This is a genomic window from Paenibacillus sp. OK060, from assembly GCF_900101205.1.
Classification (GTDB): Bacteria; Bacillota; Bacilli; order Paenibacillales; family Paenibacillaceae; genus Paenibacillus; species Paenibacillus marchantiae.
Map to the genome: position 1 here is coordinate 1,205,301 of NZ_FNFR01000002.1, position 23,595 is coordinate 1,228,895.

Below are 23,595 nucleotides of genomic sequence, written 5' to 3' on the forward strand. Positions count from 1 at the left end.
TGCTATGCAGTGCATGTTCAGTTCAACGTCGATCCGATTCCGTGAATTGTACTTTTTTCAGCTGCTGGGTCGACGGGTTAAAATCAACATTTACAAATACAGCAAATTGTTTACCGTCTTTGTTACGTACCCATAACTTGAACTGTTCACGGGATTGGTCTGCTGTTAGTGAGGTACGGCCGATGTGTTTGTAATCCAAAATATCCACGTTGTACTTGGTTTGTGTTTCTTTCACTGCAATGATTCCCCACTTCGCATAATCCGGAATTGCAGTTGCTGAACTTGTTGCTAGTCCACTTAAACTTAGTATCACCGTCATCAGGGCTACGATGAGCATTCTCATATCATTCACTCCTCGGGACAATGTTTACGTTAGCCTGCCCTGTAGAAGTTTATTTTACACGAGTAGACGAAGGATAAACGTAATCGGTTGCTGGAGCGATTGAATCGTACTGATCGCGATCTTATACCGTTCGATTGGTGATTTGAAGCTTATCCCCCAGTCACCCTCCAATAAAAGATTACGCGGTTGTGGATCTTCCGGCTTTTCCAAACCGTACTTTTCTATAAGCGCATCTCGTGTTTGTTGATCCAGCTCACTTGGATAATCTGCGTATGCTGCCGTAACATCGCTACATCCAAAAACGACAAGCAGCAGGACACCCCATCCTACCATAATCCAACTTTTGCGCACTCTCAGTTTCTCCTTCATTTAAATCAAATAATGACAACCATACTTAACTTCATTTGTCCTGATTGTACATAAATAACACGGGATTGGAAATAACAAATGTAGACTTAACTACATACGCCTTAAGCCTCAATTGCAAAATTATGGGTTTAGCGTATTCGATAAACGTGTAATAGGCCATGACAGCATCAATTCATTATTCTGAACAATCATTTCGAGGAGGTTACACCGAATGTTCAAACGTATGGATGAAATCGCAATTGAAATCCCAAATGTCGAGAGACCGGACCCGAATGCAGCGGCAGCGATACAAGAATTGCTGGGTGGTAAATTCGGAGAGATGTCAACGTTGAACAATTACCTCTATCAATCCTTTAATTTTCGCTCTAAAGAAAAATTGAAACCCTTCTACGATCTGGTGATGAGTATCACCGCCGAAGAATTGGGTCACGTAGAGCTTGTGTCCCATGGCATTAACAAATGCCTCAGAGGTTCCACTGAGTACAAAGAGCCTGACGATACACCACTTGGTTCCGTGAAGGATGCGCGTCTGTCCTATCATTTCCTGGCTGGCGCACAGGGAGCAATGCCTTTCGACTCCATGGGCAATCCATGGACAGGCGCCCATGTTTTTAACAGTGGAAATCTGGTCGAAGATCTGCTGCATAACTTTTTTCTTGAATGCGGAGCACGTACACATAAAATGAAAGTTTATGAAATGACCGATCACCCTGCAGCCCGGGCAGTTGTTGGCTATTTGCTGGTACGCGGCGGTGTGCATGTAGTCGCTTATGCTAAAGCGCTTGAAATCGCAACCGGAGTGAATGTAACCAAATTGGTGCCGATTCCCTCCCTGAGCAACAAATCCTTTAACGAGGCGTGGAAATACGAAGAAAAAGGTCTACACACCAAGCTGTATACCTATAGTGATAAAGACTTTACTGCAATCAGTCAGATCTGGAAAGGAACACACCCCGAAGATGGACAACCGCTGGAAGTCATTCAAGGCGTACCTGAAGGGTACCCGATTCCTGAAGCTCCTGCGGTGGAAGAAGAATTCGCCCCAGGCATTTCGCAGGAAGAGTTCCAGGAAATTGCACGTCGTCTGAAGATGGCGGGAAATATTGCGGATTAAGAAAGCTTTGTTGTAGTGGATGTATTAGTTATTGTTGAAATGGCATGAAAATGGATTAAGCCCTCAGATCTTGCTGCTTCAGTGGCAGGATCGAGGGCTTTTTTTGATGTGTTAAAACATGGATTTAATGCTGTTGATGAACTTTTGCCCTGTGTTTGGCTCTGTCAGTGTAATGTCCCACATCACTATATTGGTCATCAGATTTGAACCATCGGTTATTACTTTTATGGTCAGTTCTTTAACTCCCTTTAACGGAGTTTGAAAAGAGTCAGGATGGTTCTCCCCGCTGTTCGCCGATACAACCGAAGAATAGATTTCTGTGCCATCGGCAATAAAGTTTATTGTAATAGTCTCATTGCTTGCTGTGCGGACAACATCGTCCGGGATAGCGAAATAACCTTTCATATTTTTGTATTTTCCATTTAAGAGATATGAAAACTCATTCGTATTTTGTTTTTCTCTACTGTACAGATTGATTTGAGGCTCAACATTTGTCTGGCCTACTGTAAAACTGGAGAGTTCTTCATCCCATACTACAGCCCCGTCACTCGAAACAAGTTCATTCAGTGCAACACTTTTTCCGTCAACGTTATCTAAATAATGATTGAGGCCGCCAACAACAGTGATCGTACCTATTGAAAAAATAATCGCTGTCAGGAAGATTCGAATAAGTCCTTTTAATGTATTCCGATGATGCTTTACTATCCGCTGTGCTCCATATCCAACGGCAGCCCCTAAAGTATTAATCAGGATATCGTCTATATCAAACGCACCTAAACGGGAAATCATTTGCAATGTCTCTAACATCGTAATGCAGAGAATGAATATGCTGATAAAGCGAATAAACCCACAGCGAAAGAGGAGCGGAATGACCATCCCGAAGGGGATGAATGCTACAAAGTTCCCCATTTCAAAAAACCATATCTTAAAATCTCTCCCCATTGGAAAATGTAAAGGAATTCCTTCAGGGGTGAAGCTGTATCGCCAGCCCTGATCAGGACTGGCCGAGCTTCTATCAAAGCCCAGGAATAAGAAATACAATGTTAAACAAGTATACAACGATAACAATACAATGATGAATTTTCTTGACTTTCCTTGATACAAAATCAAAATCACACCTTCTTTTTTTCAATAAACTTCTACATCATCAAATCATTCCTACACTACAATTTGCAGGACTCACGTTTACTCATGACTCATCACTTCGATCAGCATGTTGGCCCCCAGTCGAAATCCCTGAACAAATGCAGCTTCGCTATGCATACCATCACATTGACCACACAAGTCAAACAACTGTTCTAGCTCACGGAATTCTCCCTCGCTCAATCGATTCTTCCATTGTTCCGTCAGAGACGCAATTTGCCGCCCTAATAATTGGTATTCAGGATGTGTCGGCATCATCGTCTCATCCGGGCGAAGTCGCCCGCTATAAAGTGCTTCCAGAATTGAATTCATGTGCATCCTCCCAGAAATGGATTCGCATCGACTTGAATGAGCGTTCTGCACATGGTAGGATATTTATGCAGTCAGCTCATTGATAGTGATTGCGGGATAGGAAGCAGCGCTGTTCTTCGTGGGACGAACGCTGCTTTCTTTTTTTTATTTTTGGAGTTCGTCGTAAATCTTCTCAATCCCTTTGCGAACGATGTCTGATCGGTTCGTATTCAGCTTCTCAGCCGAAGCATCGAGCTTATTCATAATTTCATCATCGACACGTATCTCGATCGTCTTGCTTTTGGGTTTGTCAGATTTAGGACGCCCCATCTTTTTGGAGGACATCGCTTCACCTCTTTTTTTGTCCTGACATTAATGTATTATTGTCAGGACAAAAAGTCAACTCATTTGTAAAACATACGTTCTTTATTTTGTGGCTTCCAAATTAAATACATGTAGATCGTCAGTTCAACTCAGAAAAAATATCACTCATGTTATATGTAGCTATGACTTGTACTTTAAAGTACGGATCTGTTTTTGACAAAAAAACAACCCTGAAAGGCATTAAGCCGTTCAAGGTTGTTAAGGGCTGCTCCTCAATATGAACTTTCCTGAATCACTGAACTGCTTGTTATTGTATTTTATTCAGCAATGGTATTATAACCTCATCCAATTTCTCAAGCATCTCATCCTCCGTAGGATTTTCTAATATTCTTTCTAAATCGCCCTTTAACATAATCAAATATTTAGAAGGCAATCTACTAATTAGTCCCGTCAGCATAAAATATTCCCATGTAGAGTCTCTTATTTTAAATACATTTTGAATATGAGGAATAAGTTCTTCTCCAAATCTTAAAAGTAAATCTTCTACGGATCTGAAAATGGGCCAATTCCCATCCTGCAACCACTCCGTAAGCTCAGGAATGATATCTCGCAACTCTTCATTACCTAATTCACTTAACTTACGCACCGCTTCAAAATCAGACTTGTCGCGGGGAAGCCATTCTCTAACATTCAGACCTATCTCCTCTTTTCATCCAACATTGAAATCCTACATCCTTACTCCTGCTCCCCTACTGGCTCAATGTCTTCTACTTTTACTTCTATTGGATCCTGAATATCCGTCGTTGATATTGCATCTCGCATACGAATGGTCCATATTCCTATATCCTTATCGAAATCAACATTCTCAATTACAGGAATACGTACTTGCTCTCCGTCTGATGAGTACAATCCAGCCCGGATGGCTTCCTCCTCACTCATATGAGCTCCATCTGGATTGGCCGGACAGGATACAGCAATCGTTTCCGCTCTGGCCTGACCGGGATAGGGCTGATTTTCCGGGCTGCCATCCGTCCAGATCTCAACATAGGAGCCGATCTGAGGATCAGGCGCATTGGAGAACCATTTTGCCGGATAATACCGACTTTCTCCTTCGTTCGCTCCGAAGTCTTCATATGCAGGATCAACCACTAGAATGGAATTGCCTTCGCGGTCAACCACATAACCAGTGAATCCATTATCACTTGGGGGATTCGCTTGAGTTTGCACAGAATTACAATCGATATGTCCTGAACATCCGGGAAGGCATACGATCAGGATCGAAAGCGATATCAGAACTCGATGAAGATGGGACATATGTAAATCCCCCTTTATTAACACCTATTTCTACCTTCAACGTTCAATATATGCTGATTGTTGCATGCAAACATACGTTTATCATAATCATGCGGGCAACAAAATCACTTCTTCCCGTATTGCTTGTACCAGTACCTCCCCCAGATCACTAATGCCACGCATAACAAGAGGGCACAGTATGCCCAGGTAAAAAACAAAGCCAGTCCCAATCCAATGTTGGCATCCAGCCGCTCTACACCCCACTCTGTATACATCGCAAAGCCCAAAGGTACAGTCCCCACAACAAATAATCCGATCAATAATCCTCCCCAACGTCTGAAGACGGACTTGGCTCCTTCCTTCGAATTCTTTCTAATACCTTGCACCAAGATGGCCAGAATCAAAATCAATATCAGCCAAGTCATGAGAATTTCCAGCATAATGTTCATAACGTTCGCCTCCTCCACTTAGAATTGTTTTATTTTTGTACAAAGGATTTCCGCCTGTTTGTCCATTGTGCTGGCAACCCGCTTTCGATAAACTGATCACATTCGAACTAAATTGATAATGATTATCATTATCCAATAAGTAACCTATGCGGGAGGAACCATAACGATGAACGCAACACGCAAGCTCGGTACCCTTATACTCATGATTACCCTGATTGGTGCACTGCTATCTGCCTGTGGCAGCAAAGCAGAACCATCCACTACGACCGCTGAAGCAGAATCAGGTGAATCGACCACCTCAACTCGAGCGCAGTCCGAACAAAGTGAAACCAAGAGTTACACCGACTCCCTGGGCCACACGGTAGAGATTCCGGTCAACGCGAAACGTATTATTTTCACAGGCAGTGATCTGGGAGATTTGCTTGCCCTGGATGTTAAACCAGTAGGTGCAGCCCTAGGCATCATTGGTGATCAGATCGCTTATCCCGAATTGCTGGATGGGATTGAAGATGTAGGCGACTTGCAAGGCGATCTGGAGAAAATCACTTCATTAAGTCCTGATCTGATCCTGCTGGATGCTGGCGGCAGTTATTATGAAGAGAACCAATATACTTTGTTATCGAAGATTGCTCCGACAGTAACCTATGACCGTCTATCAACCAATGAACGTGTGAAAGTCTTCGGTGACATTCTAGGGAAAGAGCAAGCAGCCGAGGAATGGATTAAAACCTATGCAGAGCAATCCGAGCAAGTACGAAATCAGCTTGATTTGCCCACAGGTGTAACCGCATCCGTCTTTCTCCAGCTTGGCAAAGATATGTACGTGATGGGCAACAGCGCACTTGCCGAAACTGTGTATGATACATTGCAATTCACCCCTGCTCCCAAAGTTAAAGAATCCTTGATTGATAAAAATGAACGTTTTGCCAACATCTCCAGCGAGCTGCTGCCGGAATATGCAGGTGAATACTTGTTTGTCCTCACGGATCTATCAGAGGAAGAGCGAAATAACAGTGACTCCATCATGACGACCGACATCTGGAAGTCCATCCCGGCTGTTAAAAACAATAAAGTCTACTATCTTAATACCAAGTGGAACTTTGATGATCCGATTACCAAAGAACGACTGATGGACGAACTGCCTTCCATACTAGGAAAATAACACATCAATTTACGAAGCGTTAGGATCTTCAGGATAAACCATTTTGCTAGAGAAGCATTATCTGTAGGGCTACTGCCCTCCACTCATGACCGGTGCAGTTCCTGACACACAGGAGCCTCCGGTTATTCGCCATTGAAAAAAAGTGCTCCTTTATATACAATCAACTATAATTGATAACTATTCTCAATAAATATGCTATGAAAAGAGGATTCCGTGTTGAGACGACCTACCCAGAATACTCCGGATCTTCTGTCCCTATCCTACGCCAACTCGCGATCCCATTTGCTCAGCAAACTGCTGACACCGAGCATCTCCTCCGTTCTTGAAAAGCATTCCCTGCTCTCGTTTACTTCGGGAAAAGGAACTTTATATGTACAGGACATCCCTGTACCCGTCAAAAAAGGAACCACCATGCTCCTGCATCCCCAGAGTCAGATTCAATTAACCGGTGATGGACAGTTAGACGGAATCTATATCTCTTTTGACGTGTTTGCCAGAGGTAGCAAGGAACCGGCATCTGCCTTGGACCGTCTTTTTCCTTACGGACAGCCTATACCTATTCGTCCGTTCTCTCAATATGTTCATTTGCTTGAACAACATGTTGGATTTGGGGAAAACGCATCAGATGAGATGCAACAGTTCAGACAACAGATTATTTTACAGGAAATGATCGTGCTTCTGCTGGAAAATGCTCAAACTGTTCGCAAAAGTACTCATCCAGACGAATCGGTGCGCGCCACCATTCAATACATTGGGCGGCATTACACAGAATCAATTACAGTTGAACAGCTTGCAACTCAGGCCAGTATGGGACGCTCACAATATAGTTCACGATTCCAGAGCATAACGGGGTATAAGCCGCTGGACTATATTACCCGCTTACGAATCGAACAGGCCAAGACTCTGCTGATGCGCACAGATGATCCTTTACGTGAGATCGCTCGCAGCGTAGGGTTCAGCGATGAGTACTATTTCAATCGGCGATTCAGCCAGATGACGGGGTTTTCACCCAAACAATATGTTCGTCAGCATCGAAGCGACAGGAATTTCTTATCCACTTGGAACGTATCCCGAACTTCACCTGACTCTGACTCGGAAAACATATCGTCCGCTTCCCCCTCACTGGCACCATCCGACTCAGAGAATGCACCTAATGCAACTAATGCACTTGTTTCATCCTTTCCATCAATTCTGCCCGTTGCTGTTAACCCTGTGCAGTCTAAACCGACAACACACTCTCCCAAAATTGTCACGATGGGCAGTATGGTCGGACACATGCTGACACTGGGAATTCGGCCCGTTGGCGCAGAACTCACCATTATCCGTCATCAAGTCGTGTACCGGAACCAACTGCAGCACATTGAAGATGTGGGTGTAATCAACAATGCTTCCGCTATCGCTGGTCTGGAACCTGACCTTATTGTCTATGAGCACCGTTCGGACGTGATGAGAGAATTGCTTGAGCAGGTGGCGCCCACATTGACCATCAATCCGGCAAGCAATACCGCCGAGCAACTGCGCTGTATTGCCAAACATGTGGGTGAAGAGCAGAAAGCGGAACAGTGGATTGCCCACTATGAAGAAAAACACGAACATATGTGGAGACGCCTTGGCGGAAGTACAGGCACGGGAGAAACAGCAAGCGTGCTGCTTGAGCTGGATGGAGAGTGGTATGTGATGGGGGTTCAGGGGTTCCCACTGACACTCTATCATCCCCTTGGGTTCAGCCCTCCCGATACCGTGGCTTCCCTGATGAAGAACGATGTTCGTTTTCTCAAAATTCAGAAGCATGAAGTGGCCGACTATGCAGGTGACCGCCTGTTCGTATTAACCTCCAGCAACCGTCGTCATGACGCCCATCTGCGACAACTTCTCAATCAGACCAGCTGGGCCGAGCTACCCGCCTCTGTTCGTGCACACACGTATACTACAAACGCCAAATGGAACTTCGATGACCCGATCACAAGAGATCGTTTGCTCAAAGTCATGCCACGTATTTTAAACCATCCGCTGACTTAGTTTGCATGATTCAGTTCTCTTGCCAGCTGGCACAACGTTATATTAAAAAGTAGAAAAGACGCCTTTGCTTACTCAGGATCATGAGTAGACGAAGGCGTTATTTTTTACTCCTTATGCAGCTTTCTTATATTACGTTCACAAACTCTCTGTTACGTTCAGGCACCGAACTGTGCATAATGCAGACGACTGTATACTCCACCTGCTTCAAGCAATTCTTCGTGTCTGCCCTGCTCAGTAATCCCTTGCTCGGCAACAACAATAATGCGATCCGCATTTTTGATCGTAGCCAATCTGTGGGCAATAACCAGGGTAGTCCGTCCTTCGGACAATTCCGCAAGGGATTGCTGGATTGCTGCTTCTGTCTCAGTATCCAATGCAGATGTAGCTTCGTCCAAAATTAGAATCGGAGGATTCTTCAGGAACATACGTGCAATGGACAAACGCTGTTTCTGTCCGCCGGACAGTTTCACACCGCGTTCACCAATTAACGTGTCCATTCCTTCCGGCATGGATGTGATCAGTGTTTCCATCTGTGCACGACGAGCTGCCATCCAGATTTCTTCTTCTGTTGCATCCAGCTTGCCATACGCAATATTCTCACGAACGGTTCCATCGAACAGGAACACGTCCTGCTGAACAATTCCGATCTGACTGCGCAATGAATCCAGCGTCATGTCTTGAATCTCCTGACCATCGATCGTGATGCGACCTTCTAGCACATCATAGAAACGAGGCAGCAGACTGCACAGCGTTGTTTTCCCTGCACCCGATGGTCCAACAAGGGCCACTGTTTCACCAGCGTGAATATTCAGATCAATCCCTTTCAGAACAGGCTCCTGATCCGAATAGCCAAAGGTCACCTGCTCATATCGGATATCTCCACGCAGATGAGATACCGTAGTGGCACCCGGTCGATCTTCAACGTCCGGCTCCATATCGAGCAATTCCGTATAACGTTTGAAACCCGCAATCCCTTTTGGATACGTCTCAATAACGGAGTTGATCTTCTGAATGGGTGTAAGAAACACATTGGACAGCATAATAAATGCAATAAATTGACCATAGCTCATACTGCCTTGAATGACAAACCATGTGCCGCATACCAGTACAAAGAGGGATACCAGCTTCATCAGCATGTAACTGATGGAAGAGTTCCAGGCCATGATTCTGTACGCGATCAGTTTGGTTTGACGGAAACGGCTGTTGTTTACAGCGAATTGTGCTTTTTCATGCTCTTCATTAGCAAAAGCCTGAACCACGCGAATACCACTTACATTGTTTTCTACACGTGCGTTGAAATCCGCTATATCCCCGAACATTCGGCTAAATGCCTTGGACATCTTGCTGCCAAAATACAAGGAAAGATAAATAATGAGCGGCACGATAATAAATGTTAACACGGCCAGATTTCCGTTAATGCTCATCATGATGCTGAATGCACCGATCAACGTCATTACTGCGATAAATACATCCTCCGGACCATGATGGGCAATTTCGCCGATATCCATCAGGTCATTGGTCATACGAGAGACCAGGTGTCCGGTTTTGGTATTGTCAAAGAAACGGAATGATAACTTCTGTACATGATTGAAAAGAGCTTTACGCATATCGGTCTCGATATTAATACCAAGCTTATGTCCCCAATATGTAACAACAAAGTTGAGGAACGAGTTTAATAGATAAATCGCGAGCAGCGCAAGACATGCCCATAATATCCAGTCCCAGCGTCCCCCTGGCAAAAGGTCATCCACGACTCTATTGACTGCCAGCGGGAAGGCCAGTTCTAGCAGAGCTACGAAAATCGCGCAGCTAAAGTCCAGAATGAACAGCTTTTTGTAAGGCCTGTAATAGGCAAAGAAACGGCGAAGCATGGACTGAAGTCCTCCTTATAGCAACCATACAACATGATTGCTTTCTATTTCGTTTTGCTCAAGAGATACAGGAAGTACGGGGCACCAATGATGGCAACCAGAATACCTGCCGGAATCTCTGAAGGCTGCAAGATTACGCGTCCCAGCGTATCTGCAACAAGCACAAGCAATGATCCTACCAGTGCGGATGCAGGCAAAAGGAACTGATGTTTTGGTCCCACGAGACGACGTGCCAAATGTGGACCAATCAGACCCACAAAACCAATGCCGCCACTGACGGATACGCATGATCCGGCCAGTCCCACGGCTGCAGCCAGCAGGATCAGTCTTTCGCGTTCCACCGGAGCGCCGAGACCACTTGCTGTTTGGTCGCCAAGGTTCAGTACATTGAGCACACGGGCTTTATACAGAACAAGCGGCACAAGGACAATGAGAAACGGCAGCAACGCCGTTACGAATTTCCAGTTGGAACCCCAGATGCTACCTGCCATCCAGGTGGCCACAAATTGATACTTCTCCGGGCTAAGCCGAAGTGTTAGTACGATCATGGCTGAGCTGATTCCTGCCGCTACACCAATCCCTGTAAGCAACATGCGCGTAGGCATGAGACCTTCTCCCTTTTTGTAAGAGAGCACATAAATCAGAAATGCAGCAAAAGTTGCACCGATCAGGGCCAGGATTGGCAGCAAAAATACCGGAGCCGCCGTTGTTGTCGGGAAGAAGGAAACAAACAACATAACAACCAATCCGGCACCAGCGTTGATACCGAGAATCCCTGGATCAGCCAGAGGATTTCGGGATACCCCCTGCAGAATACAACCGGATAGCGCAAGTCCCGCACCGACCAGAACCGAAATGACGATACGCGGCAAACGGAATTCAAACAAGATCAGTTCCTGCTTAGCTGTCCCACCGCCAAACAGGGTCCGCATCACCTCAAGTGGAGAAAGCCGAGTGAACCCTGTATTCATACTGATAATAAAAGCTGTAATAATCAACGCACCAAGCACAATCATGACAATGGTGCTTTTTGTTCTCTTTTTGCGTTCTGCTCCAACCAAAGTTGAGGATTCCATCGTTACAGAGTCCTCCTTTCTTTACGCGCCAGATAGAGGAAGAAAGGTACCCCAATTAGGGCAACCAAGGCGCCAATTGGCGTCTCATATGGCGGGTTAATCATACGTGCAGCCAGATCCGCGAATACGAGCAGCAGACTGCCCATCACTGCAGAACATGGAATAATCCAGCGATAATCGACCCCAACTAATTTACGTGTGAGATGGGGAATGATGAGCCCTACAAAACCAACAGCACCCACCACGGATACGGCCGTACCTGCGAGGATTAGTACAACAATCAGACCAACCAGCTTGATCAGGCCAGTACGTTGACCCAACCCAACGGCGATATCTTCTCCCAAGCTAAGCAGCGTAATGGAACGGGAGATAATAATCCCTGCAATAAGCGCAGCTAAAACCCAAGGGAACATGACTTCCAACTGGGACCACTTCGTCCCGGCGACACCGCCAGCTGTCCAGAAAGCAAGGTCTTGTCCAATTTTGAAATACAGTGCAATCCCTTCACTGAGTGCTGACAGCATCGCAGACACTGCCGCACCCGCCAGAACCAGCCGGAGAGGTGTAAGTCCAGATTTGGACGCTGCACCGAAACCATAGACCAACAGAACCCCAAGTCCTGCACCAACGAAGGAGTACAAAATGATATACATATATGGCATGCCTGGGAAAAAGGCAAAGCAGACAGCGAGCGCAAATCCTGCGCCAGCATTCAATCCGAGCAAACCGGAATCTGCCAGCGGGTTACGGGTCATCCCCTGCATAATGGCACCGGCTACTGCGAAGCAGGCACCCACCATTGCTCCGCCAAGAATACGCGGTAACCGAATCTCCCATATAATCTGATGCGGAGTCAGTTCAGGATTAAAGTTAAAGATTGCCTCCCATACAACGCCCAGCTTGATATCTGCGGCCCCAAATGAAATGGACAACGCCATACCCAGCGCGAGCAGCAGAATCCCCCCTGTCAGGATCAATGTGGCAGCCCAGGGACGAGTGTGTATTTTGGCTGTCGGTGATTCCGTAGGTTGACTTGCCGGTGAAACTTTCGAACTCATATGTCCCCACCCTTGTTATGAGTGATGTAGACAGATCCTATGTACATAACATTCACCTCTCTATTAATACATAACTGATATTGATTCTCATTCCCATAGATCATTGTATGTCAACTAGCTGTCTCTGGCAATGGACAAATGGGACAAGTTTATTGCATAAATGAATTTTTGTACTAAAAAAAGCTGCATGGAGTATAAGAACTCCAATGCAGCACCTTGGTTTTACATATGATTTAACGACTATACACAGCAGTCAATGCTGCCAGCACATCCGGCACATCTGTAATAAGTCCCTTCACACCCATATCGATCAATTCCTGCATTTCGGCAGGATCATTCACCGTGAACGGGTGTGTTGCAATTCCCTGAGCCAACGCAGCAGCAACTTCTTCACGTGTTACAGCAACCTTGTAGGGATGCAGAGCAGAAGCTTCCAGTTTGGCAGCATAATCATATGGGCGGTACAGCTTTTCCATATATAAAATTGCTGTGCGAATTTCCGGGGCAAGACGTTTGCACCTCACTAACGAGGCATGATTGAAGCTCGATAGAATGACCTGTTGTTCCATGCCCCAATTCCGAATCGCTTGTATCAACTTTTCTTCCATTCCCTTATAACTAATAACACCATTTTTCAATTCCAGATTAAGTAGAATGTCTTTCCCCCGAACCAAATCAAATAATTCATCCAAAGATGGAATACGTTCTCCAGCAAAATCGGCATGGAACCAAGCACCTGCGTCAAGAGTACGTAATTCTTCAACTGATTTATCCTTGACCCAGCCTTCTGCTCCAGCAGTACGGCTTAACGTCTCATCATGTATCAATACCAGGCTACCATCACTGGAAAGCTGGACATCCGTTTCAATGCCTGTCGCTCCAAGCTGCAAGCTGCGTTCAAACGCCACCATCGTATTCTCGGGGCATACGGCAGATGCTCCCCTATGGGCGATATTCTCAATTCTTTTCATTCCAGCGCCTCCTGAGTTCAACATTAACTCTATGATTCTCACTATAAACGCAGTTTGTCATACCTGTATTAACAGAGCGTTTAATTGTATGCTCCGTCCGCGTATAGGGCAACATCTTGGAGGGCTGGGGATTCACTCATTTTGTGAACTCAATCTGTAAACCAGACATAATATAGTATCAGTCATAGACAACTGCACTCCGCTGTAAGGAGGTCGCCCATTGAAACCCCTAACGAAGAACAGATCTGTATCTCCCAAATCTTCCTCCAAAAAAGCTCCCTTGCCCAGAATTTCTGCCAAAAGCAGATCCGGCAAACCCAGCAGTAAAACTAGAACGCCCCCCAGACCACGCCAATACATGAAAAAGGCATCCGTTCGAGGGCTGTCTGTTCCCGACAAAACAAGTAATCAATCATCCGTTCTGGATGAACAGAGTCAACTGGATAAGTTGGCTTTTATCGCTGCCATCCTTGCTCTTATTGCAGCCGCAATTGGACTATACATTGCCTGGAGAACACTCAGTTTGCCGGGTGATACTGAGGTAACGGTCTAACTCCCCTTGCCCACTCTGTCTCTCTTTTCTATAGAGGCGGAGTTCTTTTTTTTGCAGACAGAAAAAAACCGTTCCCCTGAGACGCCGACCGTACCGGCGTCTCTTTGGAAAGGCCATTTCTTCATCGGGCGTTGCCCCGGCGATTATGTCACCGTCCCGGAATGGCTGCTCGAATTACAGAACGAATGTACGAGAGATGATAACGAGCAGGATGAACAACACCAGAATCGCGCCTGTTGATGTCCATGCTCCACCGCCAAAGCCGCCGTATCCGTAACCGTATCCTGTGCCTTTGATTTCGCTCATGAGTGACACTCCCCTCTTTTAAGAAAGTACACTATAGACTATGTTTGGGGAGGGAACTTGCTTGGGCACATCGGAAAGTTTTCCGCTGGAGCGGGTAGTTATTTATCCTGAAGCTGTGACCACTTCTGGGTCAACTGTGCCGGAATATAGGATGACATCCGATTCAATAGTTCAGCCGGATCAGATTCCAGACTCCATAGACTGAGATGTGATGTATTGGAAAATCCTTCATGCACGCTATGCTCAACCATTTTCATCAACGGCTCGTAATATCCGTTTACATTTAACAAACCAACAGGTTTACGATGAATGCCAATTTGTGCCCAGCAAAGAACCTCAAATAGTTCTTCAAATGTACCCATACCACCAGGAAGAGCCACAAATCCGTCGGACAGCTCGGCCATCGTTGCCTTGCGTTCATGCATCGTTCCCACTTCAATCAGCTGCGTAAGACCTCCATGTACGACCTCTCCCCGGAACAAGCCAGTCGGCATGACACCAATTACTTCTCCACCCTGCTCCAGAGCAGCATCCGCGACTGCACCCATTAATCCCATACATGACCCCCCATAGACGAGTGCGTACCCGCTATCGGCGATCTGTTTACCCAATTTAATAGCCTGCTGTGTGTAATCGGGGTGATTTCCCGGGTTGGAGCCTGCAAAAACACATATACGTTTCAATGGGTTTCACTCCTTCTCATGATCTATTTCATTAGTGTATAACATGAATGTAAATACTATGTTACATCACTCATCATACTCAAGTGAATAAAAAAACACCCGACCGTTTGCAGCCGGTCGGGCTCCCATAATTAGTACACATCATTTAGAAGGGGTTGTTACTGTTTACTATAAAGGCCAAACATTAAATCCATATGATCTTTGCATGAAATGAATATTAAATATCAACCGACTTATCGTATTCCACGCCGTGAGCGCACCACAAACATATGCTTGTCCTTACGAAGAATCCGGCCGTCTGCAAGCTCAACCTGATCATCATCATGACGTATAATCGTTGTGGATAATGCTACAATTTTGGCCCGACGCCAAATCATAACCTGTGATTTGAAATAGATGGCATTTTCAAATTGTACGGCCTTTTTCATCACATATCCAACCTTATGCACCTCGGATCGCGCTTTTTTCAAGGGAAGGCTCTCTTCAGGCAGAGGCCGGATCATTGCGATATTGTCGAACGATACCTTGATCCGCTTGGGTCCGATTCGTACACAATCCGCTTCTTCATCCCACTCGACCAGTGTTCCTTTCAGTGGCTCTCGTATGCCGGTTGCACGATATACGGCTACTTTCCGTCCTACCCAATGTCGCAATGCCATCGCCCCCCGTTTGTCTAGTTTTCCGGTATCGTCCAATCAATCGGTTCAATACCTTTGGAGGTCAAAAATTCATTGGCTTTGGAAAAAGGACGACTGCCCATGAAGCCACGATGTGCTGCAAGCGGACTTGGATGCGTAGACTCCAACACCAGATGTTTATCCCGGTTAATGAATGCCCCTTTCTTCTGGGCATGACTGCCCCAAAGCATAAATACCATCGGTTCTGAACGTTCATTCAATGCCCGGATGACAGCGTCTGTAAACGTCTGCCATCCCAGTCCCTGATGGGAGTTCGGCTGCCCTTCCCGTACCGTCAGAACCGCATTAAGCAGCAGCACGCCCTGCTCTGCCCAATGAACCAGCGATCCGTGATTCGGAATCGGCAGACCCAGATCCGCGTGAAGCTCCTTATATATATTTTTCAAAGAAGGAGGAACGCGCACCCCCGGTCTGACTGAGAAACTTAATCCCTGAGCCTGACCCGCTCCGTGATAAGGGTCCTGACCGATAATAACGGCTTTGACCTTATGATACGGGGTCAGTTTAAGAGCCGAGAACAAATCTTCCTTGGGTGGAAAGATGGTCTGTGTTTTATACTCGGCGGCGAGTGCATAACGAATGTTGTTGAAATACTCGGCTTCAGTCTCTTCCTGAAGTACAGAGTCCCAATCATTTCCAAACATATGTAAAGGCTCCTTTCCCTGATGAATACATATCCGTGCAGTCCACATAACGAACTGCCACCTGCGTGAGCCGTATCCTACGACTCATAGACTATCCACCATTTTAACATAACCGGGGACAGCAGACCAGAAGTGTACATCAGGGGATAGGGTTGCCTCTATAACTAACGTTACTTCAGACCGAGCATGGAATATCTATCGTTGTAAATTGATGCGCTCTGAATCTGTACAACAGAGTTAAAGCAATCTAGTACCTTGTTTATAGATAACTTAATCAGACTTGAACGGGTACGCCCTCATCTTTATTGACCAATAGAGTGCTTATTCTTCTGAGTCCCTCTTCAAGAACCGAACGCGGACATGCCAAGTTTAGACGGATACACCCGCCTCCATTAGCTACAAACATATGTCCATCTTCAAGTAATACCCCCGCTTGTTCAGCGAAAAATAAAGGCAGGTTTACATTTGCGGGGACATATGCCGTAATATCAATCCATGCCAGATACGTAGCTTCCGGAATATGAAATACCGCCTGTGGCAGATAACGCTTCACATATTGATCCACAAAGGCAAAATTGTCATCAAGATACGTTTTCAACTGTTTCAGCCATTCGTCGCCATGTTCGTAAGCCGCTTGAGTCGCTGCAATGCTCAGCGGATTTTTGAACCCATAATGCCGTTTCTGCCAGATCGTTCGGAGTCCTTCATTTGCAATAATCACATTGGAGAACATTAGGCCCGCCATATTGAACGTTTTGCTTGGAGACATACAGGTAATGATTCGATCCGTATCCGGGAACAGCTTGGCAAGAGGCGTATGCTTCTTACCTGTACGCAGCAAGTCACAGTGAATTTCATCCGAGATTACCCACACGTTATGGCTCAGACAGATCTCACCCACACGTTGTAACTCTTCTGTTGTCCATACGCGTCCAGACGGATTATGCGGATTGCAAAAAATACATAACGTAACTTGTTCATCACTGGCTTTGGCTTCAAAATCTGCAAAGTCTATTGAATAATGTCCCTGCTCGTTGATCAAATCTGAGCAAACTAGTTCAATATGATTATGCTCCGCAGCCGATTTAAAATAACCATAGGAGGGCGTCACAATCAGCACCTTCTCATTCGGCTTGCAAATATATTCAACTAATTCATATAGAGCAGGAATGATCCCATGTGATGTCTCCAGATGCTCCTTGGGAAAGGACCAGTCATAGTATCTGTTCATCCAGTTGGAGACAGCTTCGTAGTATGCCGGATCGAACACCTGGGAGTACCCCATAATTTTACGGTCCAAACGCTCCTTAACTGCTTCCCGTATTTCGGGAGGTGTGGCAAACTCCATATCTGCAATCCACATGCGAATAAATTCTTCATCCTTAAAGGGAAATTTCATATCTTCTGTTGCATTAAAAATATATTGACGGAAACCATCCGTATTCATGGCATTGGTTCCTGTGCGATCAATAATCTCATCGAAATCATACTTCATAGCCTTCTGCGCCTCTTTCTCTCTGTTCTCCATCCTGGGATTAGGTTCTGTTAGACACATTATTTCATGGCTTAGAAGTTACATCAAACGCAATACAATCTATTCAGAAGAAACAAATCCATCTTAATGTTTCGTCATAATAGGTATTTTCATGAAAAAAGTGTTATATTTTTCGTATAGATTGATTTTACCAAGGGGTTTCACCTTTTCTCATATTCTTAAGAAACTTAACAGAAGGAGATCCGATATGAACACCATCAACAAAGAAGTGGGCAAGAAAATCCGTAATTTTCGCAAATGGAAAGGGTTAACGGTCCAGCAGCTGGCGGATCAGATTCACAAAAGTAAAGCTACTCTGTCCAAATATGAGAGCGGTGATATTACACTTGATGTGGTTACGCTGCATCAAATTGCTGATTCATTGAACATTCAGGTGGAGCAGCTGCTGTATATTGAACCCAAGCAAGCCTCTCCTCTTATGAATACGGTACCGTCCAGCTTTTTCAAAAATTCCACGCGGTTTTATTCGTATTTTTATGACGGGCGCAATAACAGCCTCATTCGTTGTGTCATTGACATGATGGCACAGTCGGACGCGAATCGTTATCGAACCGTGATGTATATGAACGTCAAGAATTTTGAAAATTATCAGGAATGCGAAAATATGTATTGGGGCCACACCGAGCATTACGACACACTCACCACGCTGATTCTGAAAAATCAGGCTACACCGCTGGAGAATCTGTATATTAACATTCTGGCATCTTTTCAGGAATCCGAGAAAAAGTGGGGTTTGATGGCAGGTGTATCCTTCCGTCCCTTTATGCCCATCGCTTTAAAAATGCTATTCTCTCGAACACCCTTGCCTGAAAATCAGGAGTTATATAACGAGCTAAAAATGTCTAAAGAAGATCTGCGTACGTTAAAGATCTATAATATGCTCGCCGTCACCTAAATTTTCAACAGAAGCTGATGAATCAGATTGCATTGATTGGGAAATAACCCCTATATAACAAGAAAAGGGCGGCAATTATAAGCTATTACAGCTCATAAAAGCGCCCTTTGGGATCAGATGTTTATTACTTCACACTTCGACTTTGATGTATTATTCGATTAATTCTTGATCAAATCAAGGGTTTCGTCAAATAATTGCTTCTGGTCTTCAATCTTGTTTTCATTACCGATAACACAGCGTTGCTGCTGTTCCAATATAGCGGATACCACTTCGGCAAAACCTATAATGTCACTTTCTGTTGTGCTTAGCACTTCATCCCGTTCTTTCTGAAGATCGGCTTCGGTGACATTAGACAGATAACATTCCAGAGAGAATGATCCTTCGCCATAAGGGGTCCTTGGTGTATCGAGGTCCTGGATGGCTCCAATGATATATCTCGTCATTTCCCGTTTATCTGCTTTGAAATCCTTCAGGTATTGCGGCATCTCTTCATAAACTTTGTATGTTTTTTCGAGATTCGGGTCGCGGTACGATGCTACATAGCTGTCTCCGTTACGTCTGAAGCCTGACATGCAGCCGTATGCTCCGCCTTTGGCCCTAATATTGTTCCACAAATAATCCAGAGAAAGAATCCCCTGCAAGACACGCAGCGAGCCGGTATACGAATACCCTTTATCGATAAAATTACCTGTTTGAACGACATATTGGACTTCAGATGGAGATCTGAATCCTTCTTTGTGATGTACAGGTGTAAATGCCTCTTTTTCTTTGGCAACATCTTGGGTGAACAGCTTCGCTTTCAAATCGGATACCTGTTTCTCCAAGCCTGCATATCCCTGATCATCCGCAGTGTAACTCACCAGCAAGTTTTCCGGTCTGAAAATAAAGCTAGTCAACGATTGAAGGCTGGTCGACAGTTCTTCTTTTCTAGCCTCAAAGTTCGCCTGAAGCTCCTCAAGCCACTGGTAAAAGGCGATGCCACTAACCGCTTCCCTGAAGTCTGCGACAGCCGAGTGTTTAGAGGTCGAACGGCCAATTCCCGCTGAATGCCCTCCGCTGATCAGATTGCGCTGCAAGTTGCCTTTCAACTGGGCAATAATTTCGTATAAACGCTTCGAATCATCAAATTTGGACGTAAACACAATTTCCTTGATCATGTCAAAAGCAAATCCAAGTTTGTCATAGAGTACTTTGGCGTTGAATTCATACGTAGCCTTGAAATCACGGTGCTCATGCGCGTTTGCATACGTACCGATGCCACTATGAATTCCCCCGGAATGAATGTGAATCTCATTTGACAATTCATTAAATGAGAAATTCTGAGTGTCGACGTAACCGAGCACACTTTTCAGCAATCCAACATACGGCAGCAAACGCCGTGGGACTTCCTTAATATCGAACAACAGTCTCAGATAACCGATCCCATTCGTATAGATATTATGGTGCAGTACCGTTGTACCTTCGACCTGATTTACCGTCTGATACAGCGTCGATGCTTTCGGTTCAATATCCTCTATCGACAACGTCGGAATGACCTGCTGTTGTTCCTTGGTTGATGGTGCATTCTGGTACTCGGCAAGAGCCTCGGTTCTCTGAATGAGTTGCTGAATCTCTTCCTGACTCAGTCCAGCCTGAACTGATTTCAGATGTGCTTTCAGCGCTTCCTCTTTGCGTGCGTTCAATCCTTTATCCGGCGTGACAGCAACGAAAGAAGTATGTGTATTTTGCAGTAAATACGTCTCAATCAACTTCTCAAAGTAACCCTCGGTCATCTTCGTTCTGAGCTCGGCGAATACGTCATTCGCTTCCAAATGAGTAAATGGCGCTTCGACATCATACAGCCAGCTTTGCAATGAGGAGAAACCGTAGATTAATCCTTTGGGCATTCTTCCATAATCCGCTTCACGGTGGTTGAACTCATAGGAATTGATACCTGCGAGCAGCGCTTTTGGATCAAAACCTTCCTTCACAACACGCTCAAGCACCTCTTTTACCGTCCCCAGAAAATCTTCTTTGCTCGCCAGATTGCTCTTCTTCAATCCAACGGTGAACACGGGCTGATACAGGCTGTCATCATACGTACCATATACATCTTTCGCAATGCCCTTATCCAATAAAGCCTGCTTCAGAACCGCTCCTGGAGCGTTAAGCAATGCGTACAGCAAAATTTGAAACGATATGTTTAATTCCTTGTCCAGACTTGTTCCAATAACCGCATTATAGGTCAAAAAACTGTTATCCACTTCTGATTCAGTACTTCCGGCAGAATATGTCTTGACTGCGTCCACTCTTTCTCCGAATGCAGGTTGAAGCTGAATGGCAGAATCGATCTCGATCCGGTCATATTCACTCAGATAGTTCTCATCTAACCACTGCAATTTCTCTTCCATATCCATATCCCCATACAAATAAATGAAGCTGTTGGACGGATGATAGTATCTGGAGTGGAAATCCAGCAAGCCTTGATAGGTCAGATCGGGAATGGCATCGGGAAATCCGCCTGATTCACAGGAATATGTAGTATCCGGGAAAAGTGAATTCAGGACTTCTCTGCGCACAATTCGTTCCGGGGAAGAAAATGCACCCTTCATCTCGTTATATACAACGCCGTTATAGGTTAACTCATCTTCAGCTGAGGTCAGGTTGTAATTCCAACCCTCCTGCAGAAATATTTTTTCATTATTATAAATATTTGTGTGGAGTACCGCATCCAGATAAATATCCATCAGGTTATGGAAGTCATGATCATTCCGACTTGCAATCGGATAGATCGTTTTATCTGGATATGTCATCGCATTCAGAAATGTATTAAGAGAACCCTTCAGCAATTCAACAAAGGAATCCTTGGCCGGAAATTTCTTGGAGCCACACAGTACGGAATGTTCCAGAATGTGAGCTACACCTGTATTGTCTTCCGGAGGAGTACGGAAACCGATACTGAACACTTTATTATCATCCTGATTAGATAAGAGTACAATTTTGGCTCCGGATTTCTGATGTTCCAGGAGATACGCATCTGACTTCAACTCTTCGATTCTGCGTTCCTGCAGCACCTTATAGGGCTTAAGCTGTTTCAACATGGGTCGAGTCCTCCGTCCATAAAATTGTTTAGTTTGATATGCAACCTTGAGTTCTTCAAGTTCAAAGTTAAAGGTAATTTATGCCTACGGATAGTATACACTATCGTTGCATGTCTTCCTAACGGGCAGCACCACAGATGTCATCTGATATGTATTATCGTTTTTTAATGTTTATGAACTGAATGGTACAGCAGAAAATCATAAAAATTAAAATTTTCAAACAAAAAAAAGATCGCATGAACAACTTGTTTAACAAGTGTCATGCGATCTTTTCTTAAGATGCCGAGGACCGGGATCGAACCGGTACGGTAGTCACCTACCGCAGGATTTTAAGTCCTGTGCGTCTGCCAATTCCGCCACCCCGGCATGGGTATGTATTTCTTGGCGACAAGAAATATCTTACCATGAAATTTATAGCTTTGCAATACCTTAATATAAAATTATCCAAAAAAAAATGAAACAGGCACTGCCAGCGTTAGCGAGCAGTGCCTAGAAAGTTCGAGTTGCGGTCCCGAACTTTCTTTAAACCATCTATATTAAGGGAGGTGTGAAATAAGAATACCTCCCCAACATTAAAGAAACCTAAAATCAGGCTTAAATTAAACTAAAAAAGAAGAATAGGTGCAATTCGGTCTGCCTCTTCCTCGCTGCATTCCACAACCACCAGGATATGCCCCTGTACCAGCCAATCTTCATAGTAATTAGCATCTTCTTCAGAGACCCCTGCTTCGGTTAAGGTAAGCACCAGATCATCCGTTTCATTTCCAATCTCGTTGCCTGCAAGTTTGCGTACCGCTTTTCCGATGGACATCGTCTGATCCATCCGCTTGCCCAGACCAGCAAGCACCCCTTTAAGCACGCCTAGTGCACCGTCTGATCCTGCGCCCTTCAGAGGCATAGGCAAACCAGTCTTCTCGCTTACCACTTCGAGATTAACCTGTTCTTTGGCTACCGCACCCAAATATTTATCTGCTATACCTTCCTCTTTCAATTTATTTAACATGATAATGGCTTCATTCTCCGTGCGTACGAGTCCGATAAGCAATTGTGTCATTATACTTCCCCCTCCTTTTACCCTTATATAACCCTGGTTGCTTCTTCAAAAACGGATATCATATAATAAGTCCTTTCACCTATGTAAAATTTAATTTCTGATCTGGAAATCTATACCTAGTTCTGATAGACTAGATAAAGAAGACAAATTAACCATTGAAATTATTGACATATCGAATTACTATTCCATAACCAGGAGCAATGACATATGAAAAAAGAGGTAGAAATTGCCATTCGACGCAAACAACAAATCATCGTTCGTAATACAAGTGGACAAACGGTAACTGGATTTCCGGAACGTACAGCCGATGCTTCCATTCTTTCCTTACGGACAGTTCACGGAAGCCTGTGGATTCCATTCGACGAAGTAGAACAAGTCACACGTCTGTTAAGCATTCGCTCTCATCATTTAAGTGGAATGCAGTTGTGTACGGCTGATCTGTAAACAGGGAACAAGCACTTCATGTATTTATACGTGAACTAGACGTGTTTATTTCGTCATTCATAAAATAAAACCAGACGCATCATGAACTGCACCCCATTTGTTAGCCACGACTAACAATGGAGGTGCAGTTTTTTTGCCTAAATTCAGTTTAGATGAGAAATTGAAAGCCATTCATAGATATCAGAATGGTACTGAAGGAG

25 protein-coding genes and 1 tRNA gene are annotated in these 23,595 nt (G+C 44.8%); 6 read left to right on the plus strand and 20 right to left on the minus strand.

Annotation, left to right across the window (positions count from 1 at the left end):
- Window positions 1–22 precede the first annotated feature (22 nt).
- Both BLS14_RS11775 and BLS14_RS11780 read right to left on the minus strand, forming a co-directional pair.
- Window positions 23–343, minus strand: a complete 321-nt coding sequence (locus BLS14_RS11775; protein ID WP_064636525.1) for a DUF3889 domain-containing protein — start codon at window positions 341–343, stop codon at window positions 23–25.
- Window positions 344–397: 54 nt separating this feature from the next.
- Window positions 398–694, minus strand: coding sequence for a hypothetical protein (locus BLS14_RS11780; RefSeq protein ID WP_090951666.1), 297 nt, complete (start codon window positions 692–694; stop codon window positions 398–400).
- Between the two features lie 229 nt (window positions 695–923).
- On the opposite strand from BLS14_RS11780, the gene BLS14_RS11785 reads away from it, so the two are divergent.
- Window positions 924–1,826: a manganese catalase family protein gene (locus tag BLS14_RS11785; RefSeq protein WP_079694230.1), complete on the plus strand. Its 903-nt coding sequence runs from the start codon at window positions 924–926 to the stop codon at window positions 1,824–1,826.
- A 111-nt stretch (window positions 1,827–1,937) separates the two neighbouring features.
- On the opposite strand, the gene BLS14_RS11790 is transcribed toward BLS14_RS11785, so the two are convergent.
- The 6 genes from BLS14_RS11790 to BLS14_RS11815 form a co-directional block, all read right to left on the minus strand.
- Window positions 1,938–2,930 carry a VanZ family protein gene (locus BLS14_RS11790; protein ID WP_176854467.1) on the minus strand — a complete coding sequence of 331 codons (993 nt, stop codon included), beginning with the start codon at window positions 2,928–2,930 and terminating at the stop codon, window positions 1,938–1,940.
- Between the two features lie 81 nt (window positions 2,931–3,011).
- A complete protein-coding gene (locus BLS14_RS11795; RefSeq protein ID WP_090951673.1) occupies window positions 3,012–3,281 on the minus strand; it encodes a DUF6809 family protein in 270 nt (89 codons plus the stop codon).
- Window positions 3,282–3,425: 144 nt separating this feature from the next.
- Window positions 3,426–3,605, minus strand: a complete 180-nt coding sequence (locus tag BLS14_RS11800) for a ribbon-helix-helix protein, CopG family (RefSeq protein WP_063565545.1) — start codon at window positions 3,603–3,605, stop codon at window positions 3,426–3,428.
- Window positions 3,606–3,891: 286 nt separating this feature from the next.
- Entirely contained in the window at window positions 3,892–4,284 is a 393-nt protein-coding gene (locus tag BLS14_RS11805; RefSeq protein WP_079694232.1) for a DUF5071 domain-containing protein, read from the minus strand.
- A 35-nt stretch (window positions 4,285–4,319) separates the two neighbouring features.
- Window positions 4,320–4,898, minus strand: coding sequence for a DUF3221 domain-containing protein (locus BLS14_RS11810; protein WP_090951676.1), 579 nt, complete (start codon window positions 4,896–4,898; stop codon window positions 4,320–4,322).
- A 104-nt stretch (window positions 4,899–5,002) separates the two neighbouring features.
- On the minus strand, window positions 5,003–5,326 hold the full coding sequence (locus tag BLS14_RS11815) for a hypothetical protein (RefSeq protein ID WP_256336374.1): 324 nt from the start codon (window positions 5,324–5,326) through the stop codon (window positions 5,003–5,005).
- Between the two features lie 166 nt (window positions 5,327–5,492).
- Here BLS14_RS11815 and BLS14_RS11820 point away from each other — a divergent pair, with 166 nt between their 5' ends.
- Both BLS14_RS11820 and BLS14_RS11825 read left to right on the plus strand, forming a co-directional pair.
- Window positions 5,493–6,488: an ABC transporter substrate-binding protein gene (locus BLS14_RS11820; RefSeq protein WP_090951679.1), complete on the plus strand. Its 996-nt coding sequence runs from the start codon at window positions 5,493–5,495 to the stop codon at window positions 6,486–6,488.
- 216 nt (window positions 6,489–6,704) lie between these two features.
- Window positions 6,705–8,507 (plus strand): AraC family transcriptional regulator, encoded by a 1,803-nt coding sequence (locus BLS14_RS11825; RefSeq protein ID WP_072735379.1) that lies wholly within the window; start codon window positions 6,705–6,707, stop codon window positions 8,505–8,507.
- 155 nt (window positions 8,508–8,662) lie between these two features.
- On the opposite strand, the gene BLS14_RS11830 is transcribed toward BLS14_RS11825, so the two are convergent.
- The 4 genes from BLS14_RS11830 to BLS14_RS11845 all read right to left on the minus strand — a co-directional run bounded on the left by BLS14_RS11830 (window position 8,663) and on the right by BLS14_RS11845 (window position 13,483).
- Window positions 8,663–10,378, minus strand: a complete 1,716-nt coding sequence (locus BLS14_RS11830) for an ABC transporter ATP-binding protein (RefSeq protein WP_063565539.1) — start codon at window positions 10,376–10,378, stop codon at window positions 8,663–8,665.
- A 44-nt stretch (window positions 10,379–10,422) separates the two neighbouring features.
- Window positions 10,423–11,454, minus strand: a complete 1,032-nt coding sequence (locus BLS14_RS11835; protein WP_024631187.1) for a FecCD family ABC transporter permease — start codon at window positions 11,452–11,454, stop codon at window positions 10,423–10,425.
- 2 nt (window positions 11,455–11,456) lie between these two features.
- Window positions 11,457–12,512, minus strand: coding sequence for a FecCD family ABC transporter permease (locus BLS14_RS11840; RefSeq protein ID WP_063565538.1), 1,056 nt, complete (start codon window positions 12,510–12,512; stop codon window positions 11,457–11,459).
- Window positions 12,513–12,745: 233 nt separating this feature from the next.
- Window positions 12,746–13,483, minus strand: coding sequence for a glycerophosphodiester phosphodiesterase (locus BLS14_RS11845; protein ID WP_090951684.1), 738 nt, complete (start codon window positions 13,481–13,483; stop codon window positions 12,746–12,748).
- A gap of 358 nt (window positions 13,484–13,841) precedes the next feature.
- Here BLS14_RS11845 and BLS14_RS32530 point away from each other — a divergent pair, with 358 nt between their 5' ends.
- A complete protein-coding gene (locus tag BLS14_RS32530; protein ID WP_072735381.1) occupies window positions 13,842–14,036 on the plus strand; it encodes a hypothetical protein in 195 nt (64 codons plus the stop codon).
- Between the two features lie 174 nt (window positions 14,037–14,210).
- On the opposite strand, the gene BLS14_RS32950 is transcribed toward BLS14_RS32530, so the two are convergent.
- The 5 genes from BLS14_RS32950 to BLS14_RS11870 all read right to left on the minus strand — a co-directional run bounded on the left by BLS14_RS32950 (window position 14,211) and on the right by BLS14_RS11870 (window position 17,862).
- On the minus strand, window positions 14,211–14,342 hold the full coding sequence (locus tag BLS14_RS32950) for a YjcZ family sporulation protein (protein ID WP_211754062.1): 132 nt from the start codon (window positions 14,340–14,342) through the stop codon (window positions 14,211–14,213).
- A 98-nt stretch (window positions 14,343–14,440) separates the two neighbouring features.
- The gene (locus tag BLS14_RS11855; protein WP_072735382.1) at window positions 14,441–15,025 is read right to left on the minus strand and encodes an LOG family protein; all 585 of its coding nucleotides are present in this window, start codon (window positions 15,023–15,025) and stop codon (window positions 14,441–14,443) included.
- A gap of 233 nt (window positions 15,026–15,258) precedes the next feature.
- The gene (locus BLS14_RS11860) at window positions 15,259–15,684 is read right to left on the minus strand and encodes a hypothetical protein (protein WP_125477324.1); all 426 of its coding nucleotides are present in this window, start codon (window positions 15,682–15,684) and stop codon (window positions 15,259–15,261) included.
- 14 nt (window positions 15,685–15,698) lie between these two features.
- The gene (gene ung, locus BLS14_RS11865) at window positions 15,699–16,367 is read right to left on the minus strand and encodes a uracil-DNA glycosylase (RefSeq protein WP_072735402.1); all 669 of its coding nucleotides are present in this window, start codon (window positions 16,365–16,367) and stop codon (window positions 15,699–15,701) included.
- A gap of 274 nt (window positions 16,368–16,641) precedes the next feature.
- Window positions 16,642–17,862: a MalY/PatB family protein gene (locus BLS14_RS11870; protein WP_090951687.1), complete on the minus strand. Its 1,221-nt coding sequence runs from the start codon at window positions 17,860–17,862 to the stop codon at window positions 16,642–16,644.
- A 247-nt stretch (window positions 17,863–18,109) separates the two neighbouring features.
- Here BLS14_RS11870 and BLS14_RS11875 point away from each other — a divergent pair, with 247 nt between their 5' ends.
- Window positions 18,110–18,817, plus strand: a complete 708-nt coding sequence (locus BLS14_RS11875) for a helix-turn-helix domain-containing protein (RefSeq protein ID WP_072735384.1) — start codon at window positions 18,110–18,112, stop codon at window positions 18,815–18,817.
- 158 nt (window positions 18,818–18,975) lie between these two features.
- On the opposite strand, the gene BLS14_RS11880 is transcribed toward BLS14_RS11875, so the two are convergent.
- The 3 genes from BLS14_RS11880 to BLS14_RS11890 form a co-directional block, all read right to left on the minus strand.
- Complete coding sequence (locus tag BLS14_RS11880) at window positions 18,976–21,897, minus strand: insulinase family protein (RefSeq protein ID WP_090810800.1); 2,922 nt, start codon at window positions 21,895–21,897, stop codon at window positions 18,976–18,978.
- A gap of 280 nt (window positions 21,898–22,177) precedes the next feature.
- A tRNA-Leu gene (locus BLS14_RS11885) sits at window positions 22,178–22,263 on the minus strand.
- Window positions 22,264–22,501: 238 nt separating this feature from the next.
- Window positions 22,502–22,951: a general stress protein gene (locus tag BLS14_RS11890; protein WP_090951690.1), complete on the minus strand. Its 450-nt coding sequence runs from the start codon at window positions 22,949–22,951 to the stop codon at window positions 22,502–22,504.
- A 207-nt stretch (window positions 22,952–23,158) separates the two neighbouring features.
- Here BLS14_RS11890 and BLS14_RS11895 point away from each other — a divergent pair, with 207 nt between their 5' ends.
- A complete protein-coding gene (locus BLS14_RS11895; RefSeq protein WP_053784208.1) occupies window positions 23,159–23,395 on the plus strand; it encodes a hypothetical protein in 237 nt (78 codons plus the stop codon).
- Window positions 23,396–23,595: the final 200 nt, after the last annotated feature.